Source organism: Bacillus sp. AFS077874, from assembly GCF_002566505.1.
In the GTDB taxonomy this organism is placed as follows: Bacteria; Bacillota; Bacilli; order Bacillales; family Bacillaceae_G; genus Gottfriedia.
Genome location: NZ_NUYF01000060.1, coordinates 1 through 15,577 on the forward strand (window position 1 = coordinate 1; position 15,577 = coordinate 15,577).

The 15,577-nt window shown below is 31.5% G+C and carries 12 protein-coding genes; 3 read left to right on the forward strand and 9 right to left on the reverse strand.

Features of this window, described 5'->3' with window-relative positions; all coding sequences use genetic code 11:
* Positions 1 to 455: 455 nt before the first annotated feature.
* The 4 genes from COJ46_RS23595 to COJ46_RS23610 form a co-directional block, all read right to left on the reverse strand.
* A complete protein-coding gene (locus tag COJ46_RS23595; protein WP_097978643.1) occupies positions 456 to 983 on the reverse strand; it encodes a hypothetical protein in 528 nt (175 codons plus the stop codon).
* 290 nt (positions 984 to 1,273) lie between these two features.
* The gene (locus COJ46_RS23600; RefSeq protein WP_097978642.1) at positions 1,274 to 1,963 is read right to left on the reverse strand and encodes a response regulator transcription factor; all 690 of its coding nucleotides are present in this window, start codon (positions 1,961 to 1,963) and stop codon (positions 1,274 to 1,276) included.
* 11 nt (positions 1,964 to 1,974) lie between these two features.
* Positions 1,975 to 3,066, reverse strand: a complete 1,092-nt coding sequence (locus tag COJ46_RS23605) for a sensor histidine kinase (protein WP_176527983.1) — start codon at positions 3,064 to 3,066, stop codon at positions 1,975 to 1,977.
* A gap of 217 nt (positions 3,067 to 3,283) precedes the next feature.
* Complete coding sequence (locus COJ46_RS23610; protein ID WP_097978641.1) at positions 3,284 to 4,327, reverse strand: ATP synthase beta subunit C-terminal domain-containing protein; 1,044 nt, start codon at positions 4,325 to 4,327, stop codon at positions 3,284 to 3,286.
* Between the two features lie 375 nt (positions 4,328 to 4,702).
* Between COJ46_RS23610 and COJ46_RS23615 the strand changes: the two genes are divergently transcribed.
* Entirely contained in the window at positions 4,703 to 5,083 is a 381-nt protein-coding gene (locus tag COJ46_RS23615) for a transporter (RefSeq protein WP_097978640.1), read from the forward strand.
* 289 nt (positions 5,084 to 5,372) lie between these two features.
* Here COJ46_RS23615 and COJ46_RS23620 read toward each other — a convergent pair whose 3' ends face one another.
* Both COJ46_RS23620 and COJ46_RS23625 read right to left on the reverse strand, forming a co-directional pair.
* A complete protein-coding gene (locus COJ46_RS23620) occupies positions 5,373 to 5,909 on the reverse strand; it encodes a GNAT family N-acetyltransferase (protein ID WP_097978639.1) in 537 nt (178 codons plus the stop codon).
* 110 nt (positions 5,910 to 6,019) lie between these two features.
* A complete protein-coding gene (locus COJ46_RS23625; protein ID WP_097978638.1) occupies positions 6,020 to 6,910 on the reverse strand; it encodes a DMT family transporter in 891 nt (296 codons plus the stop codon).
* Positions 6,911 to 7,064: 154 nt separating this feature from the next.
* On the opposite strand from COJ46_RS23625, the gene COJ46_RS23630 reads away from it, so the two are divergent.
* Positions 7,065 to 8,039 carry a ring-cleaving dioxygenase gene (locus tag COJ46_RS23630; RefSeq protein ID WP_097978637.1) on the forward strand — a complete coding sequence of 325 codons (975 nt, stop codon included), beginning with the start codon at positions 7,065 to 7,067 and terminating at the stop codon, positions 8,037 to 8,039.
* Positions 8,040 to 8,242: 203 nt separating this feature from the next.
* Positions 8,243 to 8,386, forward strand: a complete 144-nt coding sequence (locus tag COJ46_RS25315) for an IS3 family transposase (RefSeq protein ID WP_097978636.1) — start codon at positions 8,243 to 8,245, stop codon at positions 8,384 to 8,386.
* Between the two features lie 560 nt (positions 8,387 to 8,946).
* Here COJ46_RS25315 and COJ46_RS23645 read toward each other — a convergent pair.
* The 3 genes from COJ46_RS23645 to COJ46_RS23660 form a co-directional block, all read right to left on the reverse strand.
* Positions 8,947 to 10,050, reverse strand: a complete 1,104-nt coding sequence (locus tag COJ46_RS23645) for a GerAB/ArcD/ProY family transporter (RefSeq protein WP_097978635.1) — start codon at positions 10,048 to 10,050, stop codon at positions 8,947 to 8,949.
* A gap of 311 nt (positions 10,051 to 10,361) precedes the next feature.
* Positions 10,362 to 10,655: an antibiotic biosynthesis monooxygenase family protein gene (locus COJ46_RS23650; protein ID WP_097978634.1), complete on the reverse strand. Its 294-nt coding sequence runs from the start codon at positions 10,653 to 10,655 to the stop codon at positions 10,362 to 10,364.
* A gap of 554 nt (positions 10,656 to 11,209) precedes the next feature.
* Entirely contained in the window at positions 11,210 to 15,310 is a 4,101-nt protein-coding gene (locus COJ46_RS23660; RefSeq protein ID WP_097978632.1) for a S8 family serine peptidase, read from the reverse strand.
* Positions 15,311 to 15,577: the final 267 nt, after the last annotated feature.

Here is a 15,577-nt window from a genome sequence, read left to right on the forward strand (position 1 = left end):
GATTCTTTCGCCTCCTCGGCTTGCCTGCGGGGTCTCAGCCTTCCCGCTTATCCCATAGGAGTCGAGCATCCCTCCATTCCAATCAACTTATTCATCAAAAAAAGTCTACAATAAAAACCTAATCAAATAGCCTTTACTTAGCGTAATCTAACAGTTGTTTCAATTATCGTACATTTATTAAACTAAGCAGTTGAAATTGTTTTTCTAAATATTAGCACATAATCTTTTTAACTTCTGTAAAAACATTACTATTGTTATTAGAACCATAAAATAGTACAAACATAGTAACATTTAAAACCATTAATAAAACATCAAAAAATAATAATTTCATAATTAATAAGTATTCATTTAATGTCCGTTTTCCCTATTGACCATTTTATATTTCAACACTCTGAAAAAGTAATACTCAAATAGTATTACTTTTTAATCAGTTAGAACTCCATAATAAGCAATTTTTATGGTGTTGCCACTTTTTTATTTTTTTTTATTTTTCCAAAAGGTTTAAAATACGTAATGAACGTCATGAATGCTAAACAACTTAAGTTAAATATTCCAGTTATAATAATCGAAAGCCAAGTTGACTCAAATTTATTTTGATTAAGTGCACTCGCACCTAATCCTTCTGCGGTTTTTACTAAATATGCGAACCAATCATTAATCAAAAAAATGCCAATCAGAATAATTAAGACAGTTAGAATAAGTTTTATAACAACCCAATAATGCTTTACTAATCCCCACTGCGTCCATACAGAAAGTAAAATCCCAGTACCTAAAGTTGCAAGTGCAGGATATTTTAGTAATTTTTCATCAATGATATGCATACTTGATAATGTATAAATAAGCTGCTCCGAGTTTTGTGCATTTTTTAAATATAAACCTAATATTATTAAACTTAATGTACCTCCAAACCAAGCACATACTGCTAAAACATGTACACTAACTAATATATTTTTTTTCGTTAAATTTAATTTCTTTTTAGCCACTACTCTGTTCCCTCCGTTTTCATTAATTTTATACTTTTCATCATAGTGGCAAGATATAAAACAGCTATTATCAATTTCTTAAATAATTCTTAAATCATTTCTAAAACTAAATTGCTTATTAATTGACGACCAGATAAAGTTACTTCCCCGCTGTTTTAACATGAAAAAATTTGTATTTTCTTTGGTGAAGTATTGAAATTAATGTATTTTCTCATTGAATATGAAAAAGAGTCATCCTATAAGCGAGTTTACTAACTCACAGGATCACTCTTTATTTATTGTATTGAAATTTAATCTTTAAACCGATATCCCGCTCCCCATATCGTCTCAATATAATCCGGATTGGACGGGTCAACTTCTATTTTTTCACGGATTTTTCGGATATGAACAGTTACAGTAGAAATATCTCCGACCGTTTCAAATCCCCAAATTCGATCAAATAATAATTCTTTACTAAATACTTTATTTGGATTTGAAGCAAGAAAGGTAAGTAAGTTAAATTCCTTCGTTGTGAATATTTTTTCTTCTCCATTAACAAGAACTTTTCTAGAATCTTTTTGAATTGTAAGTCCCCTTACTTGAAGTTCTTCTTCATTAATATGACCTTTATTTGCTAAACGTTGATACCTTGAAAGATGAGCTTTCACTCTGGCAATTAATTCACTTGGACTAAATGGTTTCACGATAAAATCATCTGCCCCTAGACCAAATCCCCTAATTTTATCAATATCTTCTGTTTTTGCTGAAACAATTAGGATTGGGATGTCTTTACTTTCTCGGATTTTCTTACATATTTCAAATCCATTTAATTCTGGTAACATTAAGTCCAGTATGATTAAATCATATTCCTTCGATAAAGCTTTTTGAAGTCCGCTTTTCCCATTTGATTCGATTTCAACTTCAAAATCATTTATTTCTAAATAATCTCTTTGTAATAAAGCGATACTTTGATCATCTTCAATAATTAAAACCTTTTTCATTTTGTCACCTTTCATAATGATTTCTTATTTAATGAAAGAAAAATGTTTGTATATTCACCAATTTGACTTTCTGCCCACACTTCTCCACCGTGCTCTTCTATGATTCTTTTTGCAATAGCCAGCCCGAGTCCCGTCCCACCTGTTGATAGATTTCTTGATGGATCGGCTCGGTAAAAACGATCAAAAATAAACGGAAGCGCCTCTTTCGAAATCCCTTTACCATTATCATGAAATTTTATTTTTATTTTTTCTTTGTCATCTATTAATTTTATCGTAATTTGTTTTTCATCTTTATCCATGTATTTCAAACTATTTTGAATGATATTTGTCATTACACGTTTGAATTGTTCCCGGTCTATTAGTACAATACTATTTTCTCGATCCACATTCTCAAGATAAGTAATACTTACATTTAACGGTTCTAAATCAAATTTCAATTCCTCAATCCGATCGACTAAATAATCATGAATATTTACTTCTTCAAAATGGAATGGTACTCGTTTTAAATCTAACTTCGAATAAAGGAATAGTTCATTAATCAATTGATCCATATATAAGGTTTTCAGATAAATTGTTTCAATATAGCTGTCCATTTTTTCTGGGGTGTTCGCCACGCCATCTTTAATTCCTTCAATATATCCCTTTATTGATGTAATTGGCGTTTTTAGATCATGTGAAATATTGGCAATTAATTCTTTACGATTTTCTTCGTATTTTTTCTGTATTTCAGCTGACTCTTTTAGATTTCTTCTCATTAATTCAAAGCTAATGGCTAACTGACCGAGTTCATCATTGTTTATTGGTTTTACTTCAAAATTTAAATTTCCTTCACTAATTTGTTTAGCAGCATTTGTAAGATTTTTTACTGGTCTTAGTATGCTTCTTGAAACAAAAAATGATAGCACTCCATTTGTAATTGCAAAAATAGGGACAATGATTCCGAAACGAAAAAAATAAAATGAATGGGGTGGATGATCATTAAATTTAGGTACAAAAACTTTATAGTAAAACACACCGAGTAAAATCTCGATGAGGATAAAAGAAATGATTGGAATAACAATCATTGCTAAATTAGATAGGATTAACCGTTTTCGAATCGACAAAATTTATTCCAACTTTCAGGTGAGAGATGAACTTTTACTTAATTTCAGTTTTGAAACTTGTTTGTGGCATAGTATAATTCAGAAAAATTAATTGCCTATTATTAAATTCTTAAATAATTCTTAAATTTTATACTACCATTCTCCAGAAAACTAAATTTAGGTAAAATATAAAAAAAGTGTGACACATTTATAAGTGTCACACTTTTCATTAACTTTTCTACAGGCTACCAATAAAATTCATTTTATCTACTTCCATTGAATCGTAAGCACCATCGATTAGTTTTCGAACATCTTGTAAAGTATTTTGCAAATTAACAGATGCTCCTTTTGTACCTGTGAATTCTTCTGCTACGAAAAATGGTTGAGTTAAATAGGCTTCTAATAATTCACCACGTTTATATGTTAATTTTTCATTTTCTGGTAATGAATCTATTCCATGTACTGCTACTAATGATCTCAACTCACGATAACGACGTAGTAATTTCTGAGCTGCTTTTTGCACTTGGTTGTGGGTTTGATCTGGTTGATTATCTTCTAAAACTGTGGATGTTGAATGAATAGGATTAATTGCAGGATATTTATGTCTGAAAGCTAAGTCTGCATCAAACTGCCATAATGTTTCTAAAGGTCCATAAGGGAAATCTTCGTCCACCGCTTCTCCTTTTAAATCAACTAAAAAAGTAGTTACCTCTTCAATACCGATATCTGCTAATTTTTGTTGGAGACGGTTTATATCACCTGTAATGACGTTTGAACGATCCGCTCCGAACGCAAACTCTACGTTTTTTCCCGCTTTTGCAATCGCTTCATACACTTCATCAATTGAATAACATACTAAGTTTACATCAGCTAAAATATCGTCAATTTCTGGATGCTCTCCTTCTGGTTTTAATAAAATCGTAAAATATGAATCATTTCTTAATTTATATAACATTTCTGCTAATACAACTAATTGACCCATACCTGGTCTTGCAACCAACCCGACTGTACCACCTTTTACTAATGGAGCAAATAAATCAAGCGTTTTTATTCCTGTTTCAATCATCTCAATCTTCTCCCCTCTGATGATCAGTTCATCCAATGTACATTCTGCTAAAGCAGCTAATGCGACTAGTGTTCTTACTTCTGAGCGACCAATTGGAATTTTCCCAGTACATAAATTGGAAACAGTTGCTGGTCGAAGTCCAACAGATTTCGCAGAAGTAGTCAAATTCGGTACTCTACGGCGTAATAATGCGACATTCAAGCGTAAATTTTCCATTTTTCTCCTCCTTTAAGTTTAATTTATTCGAATTTACAGAATTATGCAAGTGTTTTTTACTTTAAAGAGTAATTTTTTTACCCTTAAGAGTAAAAAAGTATTATTCACTAAAAGCGCTTTATGTTTTGGAAAATAATTATTTTTTTTAATCAGTAGTCTGAGTAGTATTTCTTATCTATGAATAGTAAAAAAAGAGAAGTGGATCAGTCTTCTCTTTGATGTGTTTCTATATGAATTGATCATGCTCAGGAATCTTAATAATAATGATTTTCTACTATATTACAAACATCTATATGGCTATTTAAATATCAGCCCAAACAAAAAACATTAATTTTCATAATTTAATAAGGATAAAACTAAAAAGGAGTTGATAAAATGAACTTTTTCCCTCAATATAGAACATTTCCAGGCTTTCCAGGACAACCGGGCGGTTTTCCAGGGCAACCAGGTGGATTCCCAGGCTTTCCGGGACAACCGGGTGGTGGAGGCCATGGTCAATCTCAAGGTCAACCGACTGCACCACCACCTTCATTCACACCAACAATGTCTCAAGCTACAGCATTTGCAATAGATCCAGGTGCAATCGCTGGTTGTCGATTTAGAAATACTTATGTTTGGTTGAATAATGGAGAACAATTTTGGTACTTTCCAACCTTCGTTGGCAGGCATTCAGTTGCAGGCTGGAGATGGATTGGCTGGAGATGGGTTTTCTTTGGAATTGATACACATCGAATTAGATCGTTTACGTGCTTCTAAAAACTATAGCTACTTTAAAAAGCCTTGTGATTAACGATCACAAGGCTTTTTTAACGAAAGACATTTCCAAATTATTGTTTAATCCACCTATTTATATTGAATTCGATTAAACCCAATTAAGAAAAAAGTAACAATGAAAAATTAAGAAATAAATCTTTAATCATCTTTACAACTAATCTTTCTAATTATATAAATGCTCTTATTGAATTGTAGTTCGTCTGCTAGTAAATTTAAAGCTTTATTCATTTGAGTGTCTATAATAGAGCCTTTAAACTTTTTATATTCAGTACTATTTAATAAATAAGCCCATCATTACAGTATTACAGTACTTTCCATTTATATAAGTATCTTCTTTGATTACCCCTTCAATTTCAAATCCTAAATTTTTATACAATTGAATGGCTTTAAGATTATCTTCATTCGTAACTAATTGAATTTTTCGAGTTAGATCATTTTGTTTAGCCCAATCAATTAATGATTGCATTAATAACTTCCCTAAACTTAATCCCCAATATTCTTTTTTAACTACAATGCCTAGTGTGCCTACATGCTTAGTACGTTCCTTTTGACTGGAATTGATCGAACCGATACTTATTATTTGATCATTTATTGTGACTAATAAAATAATTGAATTTTTTTCATTGAAGGTATCATCTAAAAATGTCTCATATTCTACTTCATTTCTTTTAAACTCATTTCCTCCAAATGATAAAAAGTTCGTTTCTCCACCTACGATGTTATAAAAATCTATAATTGATTTAGCATCAGTTCCTGTTGCTTGACGAACTTTTACTATTTCTCCATTTTTTAATTTTAATTCAAACATTCTATTTTACTCCTTTTTAAATTTAAAAAAGCTGCATAGTAAATAAGCAGCCACTTTAACTTTTAATAATTATTAAACTAATATTCTAAATACAGTTTATCATATACCATTTAAAAATCCATTTTATTCTCAACAATATTTCTTTTCTCACTAGTAAGAACAACTAAAAGCGCTCCACCTAGAACAATAGTCCCACCTACGATTTGAAGTAAACTCATATTTTCATGGAAAAGAATGGTTGAAAATGAGATTGTCACTACTGGCTCAACCATACTTAATACTGCCCCTTTTGTCGGACCTATTCGTTTTACACCAGCAAAAAATGTACCCATTGATATAACACTTGATATAATTGAAATACCTAAAATTGAGATCCATCCAATAAATTTAAAATGAATGTGTATCGTGTTTGTCGATACGCCAACTAGTAAAAATGAAATTGATGCAAATAAAGAAATATATGCACTTGTTACTAATGGAGGAACTTGCATTGAAATCCTCCCACCAACAATTATGTATATTGAGTAAACGATTGCTGCTGCAAATGCTAATATGATGCCAAATGGATTTATATTTTCCGCAGGAGCTCCCAACACTAGTACTATTCCAACCAACGATAGTACAATTGATATCATTATATTTTTTGTTAATTGCTCTTTATTTACTAAAAATGATAGAATTGCTACAAAAATGGGATATAAATAGAGAATTAATGCAGCTAATGAAGCAGGGATATATTTTACTGAACTGAAATAAAAACTTGATTGAAGCATATACAATACTCCACCTAGTAAAACAAACAAGACTAATTGTTTTTTCGTAATTTTAACTAATTTTTTACTAACCACTAAGTAACTAAAGAACATAATTGTCGCAAATGTAAACCTTAAAAATAATAATGTATTTACACTTACATTTTGATCATAAGCATAAAGCGCAAAAATAGGCATTAATCCAAAGGCTATTGCAGATATTAAAATTAATATATAACCGAAATACAAAGCATTTTCCCCTTCCTATACCATTTGTCTGAATATTATAATTATTAGATAACAGTTTAACATAAAACTCTACTTCAATCTCTAGCCATTTACAATGTGTACATAAAAATTATGCAAGTCATAGGTTAAATAAAAAATTAAAGGAGTGATGAAAGTGGAATTATTGGGAATTCATCATGTTTCACTACTTACAACAAAGGCTGAAAAAAATTACGAGTTTTACACTAAGGTTTTAGGGATGAGACTTGTTAAGAAAACTGTAAATCAAGATAACACTTCTAGTTATCACTTATTTTACGGTGATGCAAAAGCAAATCCCGGGACAGAAATAACATTTTTCGATATCCCTCATCTAGGAACTACATATCCAGGTCACTCGATTGTATCTTCAACTTCATTAAGAGTGGCCACAACTGAGTCACTACATTATTGGAAGAATCGCTTTAAAGAACTTAATATTTCACATGATGAAATACTTAAAAGAGCAAATCGAGATACACTCGCATTTCAAGATTATGAAGGTACAAGATTAATTTTAGTAGCAGATAATGGTGAAAAAGGTGTTTCACCGGGTACTCCTTGGAATAAATCAGATATCCCAATCGAGCATGGAATTCTTGGCTTAGGTCCAGTGACACTTACCGTAAAAGATTCGACTCCTACAAGTAAAACTTTAACGGATGTTTTAAGCTTTAGATATGTTGGTACATACCCTTCTACAGAAGGGAATTTTGCAAGTATAGAAGTTTACGAAACCGGAGCAGGTGGTGCTGGAGCAGAAGTTCACTTGGAAGTAAGACCAGACTTACAGAGAGCTAGACCAGGACGAGGTAGTGTACATCATGTAGCTTTTAGAGTACCAAACGAAGAAGAATATAATAAATGGGCCGACAAATTAAATTCACTTGGGATTACGAATTCAGGAAAAGTAGAACGCTACTATTTTAAAGCGCTCTATTTTAGAGAACCAAATCATATTTTATTCGAATTATCAACTGATACCCCTGGATTTGATGTAGACGAAAATATTGATACTTTGGGAGAACAGTTAGCATTGCCTCCATTTTTAGAGCCTAAACGTTCTGAGATCGAAGCAAGTTTACGTCCATTAGACTTTAATCAAAATTAATTTTAGACATCGGCTTAATTATTTAATAAGAGTACTTAAATTAAGGGGTTTCAACACAATGTAATAATCCCCTTATAGTAGACAGTTAAAAGAAAGAGGCTGTTCTGTCTACTATAGGGGGAATTTTTTATGGGCAAAATTAGAAAGACATATGATAATCTGGATAATGCATGCATTGTAAGTTTCTTTAGTCATTTTAAACCGTGTGTTTTTACCGCTATCAGTTTAATGATCTGAACCAGGTTGAACATGCAGTAATGCAAAATATTTGGTACTACAACAATAAAAGATTTCAAAAAAAATTTAATAACCTTACCCCTATTGAATACAGGGCTAAGGCTGCTTAAAATACCTTTTTTATTAGTGTCTACTTGACAGGGATAAGTCTATTACAGGAAAGGTCCTTTTTACTTGGAGTTTTAATGAATCATATTCAAAAAGCACTGCAACCATACTGTACCTCACATTTTATCTTATATTTATAAATTTTTTTTAGAAATTCATCTTTAACTAAAGCAACTCTTTAGTTGCATAAGGAAATATATTTTATGCTCTTTTGTTACCACAATAGCATTTACCCAATTTGAATATTCATTTACATAATAATCTTGAATTACTTTTCCATCAGGCAATTCACAACAATCTTTTCTTAAATTTCCAAAAGGAGTTTTGAATATATATTCCGAACTAAGTGTTTTCCATTTCTGCATACTAATAGTTCCCTATTATTTAGTTGATCTATACATATTTCGATTTTTTTTAGTTTTCTCCTTTGAAATCAGTTCTCTACTCTACATGTAAATGGCGGTGTTAGTTACATTAAGAAATTGTTTTATTAATAAAAATGCACCTCCAAATGTTAAACGGTGTCTAACATTTGAGGTACACTTCAAAATCCAGGGATTTTTTATAAGGTTGGGTATTTTAGTTTCCTTTTTATTAGCACTATTATTATTAAACAAATTGGGATAATAATTTGAAGAGGTATTTGTAGTAAAAATGGGACAACATTACTTGCTTCATTACGTAATGCAACATAATTCGATGTCATCCAAATTGAACAAACTAACATTATAATGGAAGTAGGATAAACTAATTGCTTACTTTCCTTAATGCCAAATAAATCTGCTGCTCCTGACACCGCACAATAGAAATATATAGTAATCTTCACGAAAAAATTACATACCGAAACCACTATTATAAAGGTATCCAATCTTTGTACAAAATCAGCAATACTAATATAACTAACAGCTGTAAGAAGTGGATATATGGTCCTTTCTATTTCAGAAACACCCATTATGGAAGCATTTAACATTGAAAATAAAGTCAATATAAGCCCAGAAAATAGAAATGATGTTATTCCTACTTTTGCTACATTCTTTTGTTTATTTAAATATGGCAAAATCATGGTAAATGTAAATATCTCACCAAAAGGATTTGCAATTAATATAGGTGTTGCCTTTAACACTGGTTTCCATCCACTTTCTAATACAGGTCTTAAATTATTAATTTTGATTAAGCCAGAAATAATTTCTAATCCAATAATTATAAATATAAACAACATTATAAATAAAAAAATAAATTCATTTGCACGTGCAAATACTTCAATTCCTTTATAACTTGCATATATGACTACAATCATCATTAATATTCCAATTGAAATATGTGATGAAGCATTGTAAAGAGTAATAATCATTAATTCCTCAAAATTACGCAAAACTCGTGCACCTATATAAATAAAATATAGTATATAGATTAGTGCTAACATTTTCCCAACATATTTACCTAAAATATATTGTATATATTTTGTAAATGGTACATCAGGAAAAAATGAATATAACTTTATATATACAAGAAATAATAGACACCCCATAGTAAGTCCTAATAATAAACTCATCCATGCATCTTGCTTAGCTAATGCATAGATTTCAATTGGTGGCGATGTACCATTAATAAACATAAAAATCATACATAATAATTGGAAACCACTTAATTTTAATTTGCGATTCATTATAGTACCTTCATTTAATACTTACTTCCTCTATTCTCTTTTTTAAAACATGTTTATTTTTACCATTTAGAATCTAAATTATGATTTATATTACAAAAATATCCAGTATCGATAATGAATACAGAAACCTTAATATACAAAAAAAATAATGCTATATACCAATACCCAAAAAATTGTGTATCGTATATACCATGAGCAGTATAGATAAAAATGAACAAACTAATGCATTGCTTTTGCCATCTATGAATCAGGAATTCACCAAAGTGAATGGAAGTTTAAAACGTACTTCCTTAATAATTCAATAATGGTTACTAAAGTTTAACCCTTTCAAAATGCTCAACAGTCGGAAAAGGGTCATAAAAATGATGTAATTGTTTTTTCCATTCTTGATACTCGTTGGATTGTCTAAATCCAACTATATGATCTTCTAATGTTTCCCATTGAACTAAGAGTAAATATTTCCCTTTTACTTCCATACAACATTGTAATTCGTGTGAAATGTACCCTTTCATAGAAGAAATTATTTTAGATGCCCTACTAAATGCTTCCTCATAGTCCTCTTCCATACCTTTCTTAACTTGTAGCATAACTGCTTCCAATATCATATAAAATCCCCCTTTTCATGAGTAATTCATTAATACTTTTTAGATTCCATTTATTAAACAACTTTGAAAACAAAACAAATGAACACCAAAATCAAAGGAATAAAGGATGCATCCATTTTGAAATTTTCACATTAAATCTACCCAAAATTCTTGTAACTAACTTATCAAATAACTGATAGAAAATTATGATCAAAAACCAGAATACCATAAACCAAAAAGAAGAAAAGTTGTAATAAATTAATTCAATTCCAACAATAATCGATGGTACAAAACTCATCTCTAACAGTAATTCGGCTAGGTCATACCTTCTAGGATTTTTTTGAAATCCAATCGGCATACTTCTTTAATATTGACATTTCCCCAACACCTAAGATGTTACGATTAGCACCCATTTCCTACATACTAAATTTAAACCATTTTTCTTGCTAATTGAATAATTCGCTAGTTACTTTTCAATCTCCTTTACCACTCTCTTGCCATTTAGTTCAACAAGAATTTCAACAATTTAACACATCCAAAATCAAAAAACCTATCCAATCGGATAGGTTCAAAATCTAATTAATTCCCAAAGACTTCTTAATCGAATCAATTGTTTTTCCATTATACTCTTTAACACCAGTAGGAGTATCTAATACATAATCATTCTCTTTTAAATAATTAGTTTCTAGTAACTTGAAATCCAATGAGTCAACTTTTCCATCATAATTAATATCGGCATTACGATTATTCGTACCCCAATTTTGTTCGAGAAGTATTACATCGTAAATATCAATTACATTGTCTTTATTAAGATCTCCTGCATTTTCTCTTACAGTAGGATAAGAAATATTTTCACCTATAAAAATATCTCGATCTTTTCGGCCAATTTCCATAGGTGTGTATGTGGTAAAATGACCTGGAACATCTATGATGACTGTATATAATTGTTCCGTAATAGGAAGTTTCCTGAATACTATATCCCCATTCTTTTGAATTTCACCATTATAGTATTGACCTTTTGAATCTTTTGCTTTTGCTTGTGCACCTATTGTTGTGTAGTCGATCGCAAAATTAAAACTGCCATTTGCACTTAATAAACCTGCAGCGTTGATTTTTGCTGTTGCAGTTGAACTAGCCGGATAACTTGGAATTAAACCAACTTGAGTATATGGACTAACTGTTTTTCCATTAAGATCTTTATAGATCGATGAATTGATATAGAAAAATATCGTACTAGGATTAACAAATTCAGTTTCATTTGTTTCTACTTGCATATCAAATAATGGAAGATCACCACTTAAACCATCACCTGGTGCTTTAATATTAATTGTATTTGATTTACTCCCAGTTCCTGTTGAGGTTGCCGTAAACTGTGTATCATCGGATAAAGCAGCATTTTTATTAAATTCAACTGATTTAAAAAATCTTGATGTGTAATCAAATTTAAGTGTATAATCTTTTGCATTTTGCAAACCGTGAGCATAGAAAGTATAAGTTACTTTGTCACCCATCATAAAACTCTCTTTATTTGGTTTAGCATAAATAAATTGTGATCCAGGTTTCATATAGTAAATAACTTTTGCGTTGGTTGAATTACCTGCTCGATCAGCTCCAACAAATTGAAGCATGTAAACCGGGTTTGGAGAATCCACAGATATTTCTTTCGTGAATCTTCCATTCGCATCTGCAGCGATACCATAAGCTGGTGAATTAGGTCCGTACCAAACATTATTAGTCGCTTGTGTTACTTTCATACCGGAATTTTCCATTTCCTTAGCTTCATTATCTAAAACACTTCCAGATAATGTAACAGTTTTTTGGCCAGACGCTAACTCAACAAATGGAAGATCACCTTTTGGTAGTGCATTTGTATCATCTAGTGTGAAAGTTGGACGGTTATTATCAATATATACTTGGTCTGTTTTTGAGTACTGTTTGCCGTCTAAATTTGTACCAATAACTTTCATTTTGTATAATCCAGGTGTTGCTAGGACCGATGTGTAGCCAACTGGTTTCTTAGCATTACCTGTAAATGGAAAATATCGCCCAGTAAAGGCTTTTTGAATATAGAGATCCTTATCGACACCTGCACTTGAAACATTAATTGTACCGATTATCCCTAAATCTTTATTAGTTTTAGGATCTACTAAAATAAAATCTAATGTTTTCATTGGTGAATTTAATTTAAAATCTAAATCAGACGCCTTAACGCTATATGGTGCATTATCACGAGTTGTAGAGATGCTAGGTGAATGAGCTCTAAAATATTCAAAGCCTTCTTCTACTAAACGGAAGCCAAATGGAATTTGATAATTATCATCTGGATCCTTTTCATTTACAACATGAATATAGCCTTCATATGTTCCTTTACTAGCAGTTGTTGGGATCGTAAGTGTTGCAGGAATCATCTCCTGGCTATTCTTTTTCATTTTAAGGTCTTTTGGTACTGTAACACTTACCCCGTTTGCCTTAGCATCCAAAGATCCGCGTGTACCGATATTATATTCTACCGAAATATTATATTTTTGCATTTTATCAGTATGATTTGTGATTAATATATTTGTAGTTTTCGAAATAGCATTTTTATCTACAGGAATAAAACCATAGCTTAGTCCACCAGTTTGTTCATCAATATTTATTTTTTCATTTTTTTTAATAAATGGCGTTGTATCTTGAACTCCTAGTTCAATGCGTGAATAAATCGCTTCATAAGGATCTACTCTTCCTGCCCCAACTTCAAACACACTGTATTTACTTCTTAACGGATCCGCTGTATTCATCAATACGGTTTTAATGTCAGCAGGCGTATAATCAGGATGTGCTTGTAATAGTAATGCAGCTATACCAGTAACATGTGGAGTTGCCATCGACGTACCAGACATTCGCATATAAGCAGAAGAATAATCTGTTGAATCATTTTTGTTATTGATGTATGCAGGAACAGTCGATAAAACATCTACACCAGGTGCTGTTACTTCAGGTTTTATATCATAAAGCGTTCCAGATGGTCCCCTAGAGCTAAAGCTAGCTAGATCATCACCAGGAATTTCAGACTCACCAATTACCCCTAGTGTTACTGAAGGAGTTCCCTTGCTAAATAAATCATTTACAGCCAAGCCGTCTTTATTTGTCATCGAAAATACAGGGATATTATCATTGCTTTCTCCCAAATAATACGGGATCTGTCCTTCAGAAGCATTATTGTTGTAGATAATTACCCCTACAGCTCCTTTTTGCTTTGCATAGTTCATTTTATCAATAAGTGCATACGTACCACGAGCAACAAATGCAATCTTACCTTGAACATTTTTTCCTGTGTAATCAGTTGGACCACCTACTCCAACATTTACAATATCAAATGTTTTTCCAGACAAATTAGTAAAATCATCTGTCCATTTTTTCGTCATTAATCGTAGAGTACTATCCGTACCTTGACCGTTTACTAAAAATTCACTTCCGAATGTAGTAACTTTAGTAGGAACAGAACTCGCTCCAACTGTTAATGCAAGTGCCGCTGCACCTGGAGAGCCTAAAGTGTACATACTATCTCCAGCATTTCCTGCTGCAACGACAGCTGTTACTCCATTTAAAACGGCATTATCAATCGCTAAGCTAGTCGCTTCTAACGGATCGTTTATAGAGGCTCCTAGCGAAAGGTTAATTACATTCATTCCATCGGCAACCGAACGGTCAATACCTGCAATTACTGCAGAATTAGAACCTGACCCATAAGGACCCAATACACGGTATACATATAAGTCTGAATCAGGTGCTACTCCAGTTACTTTATAATCAGAATTATTTTTCCCCCGACCAGCAATCGTTCCAGAAACATGCGTCCCGTGTTCAGTATAATATGCGCTTCCATTAACAAATTCAGCTTTTTTAGAAGCTTTCCATTGATCGTATGTTGCTTCCATTGGGTCATTATCATTATCGACGAAATCATAACCACCTTTGTATGCATCTTTCAAATCGGGATGGTTATAATCAATACCCGTATCGATTACGCCAATCTTAATATTTTTACCTGTAAAACCTTCCTGATGCAATTTATCAATCTTTAAAAATGGTAAACTATCTACCTTTGTTTGATCATTCTCTTCTACTGGTTCAACAGGTGGCTTAATTTGAATTGTTGAATCACTATACACTGCTTTAACTGTATCCAAATCTAACAAATCTTTAATTTGATTTGCTGGAAGTGTCAATGAAACGCCGTTAAACGCATTCTGATATGTATATTTAATTTGAACTTCTTCATTACTAGATTTCTCTTTTTTGCCTATTTTTTCTTGTAATTCTTGTTTAAAGTGTGCATGAGACTTTGTTACATTTTCTTTCGCCTTTTCTAATGAAATAGACTCCCCTTCTGCAGCTTTCTCTAACTGTGCTACTTTAGCTGGAAGTTCTTTAAATTCAACAATTACAGATACTTCTTTATCACTCGATAAATCGATGTCATCAGATAATTGCAAGCCAGTTTTTGATTCAGCAATTTCTAATTGATTAAGAGCTTCTCTTTGTTCCGGTGTAAGAGATTGAAGAATACTTTCTACGTCATTTGAGTTCGCATAAGCTGACTTTTTAATTATCATAGTCGATCCCAAAATTGTACTACTAGCTAAAACAAGTACAGATGTGGTTTGAAAAAATTTACTACTTAACCCCTTCATTAAATAACCTCCAACTTTTTCTAAAATGAAAGATTGCTAAATAAGACAAAATAAAAGTGATTTTTCAGAAAAATCACTCAATTCAAATTATAGCGGTAGTCTTTCTTGAAAAGTATTGGGGGAATTTTCATTAAACCGGGATGTTACAAACTAAAATAAATGTCGATTTTAGTAAAATCAAGTAAAAAGAAAAGTTATTATATTTATCCAAGTGTAGATTTATGTAATTTTATGTAAAATCTCATTAAATAATTTGGGGGAATTTCA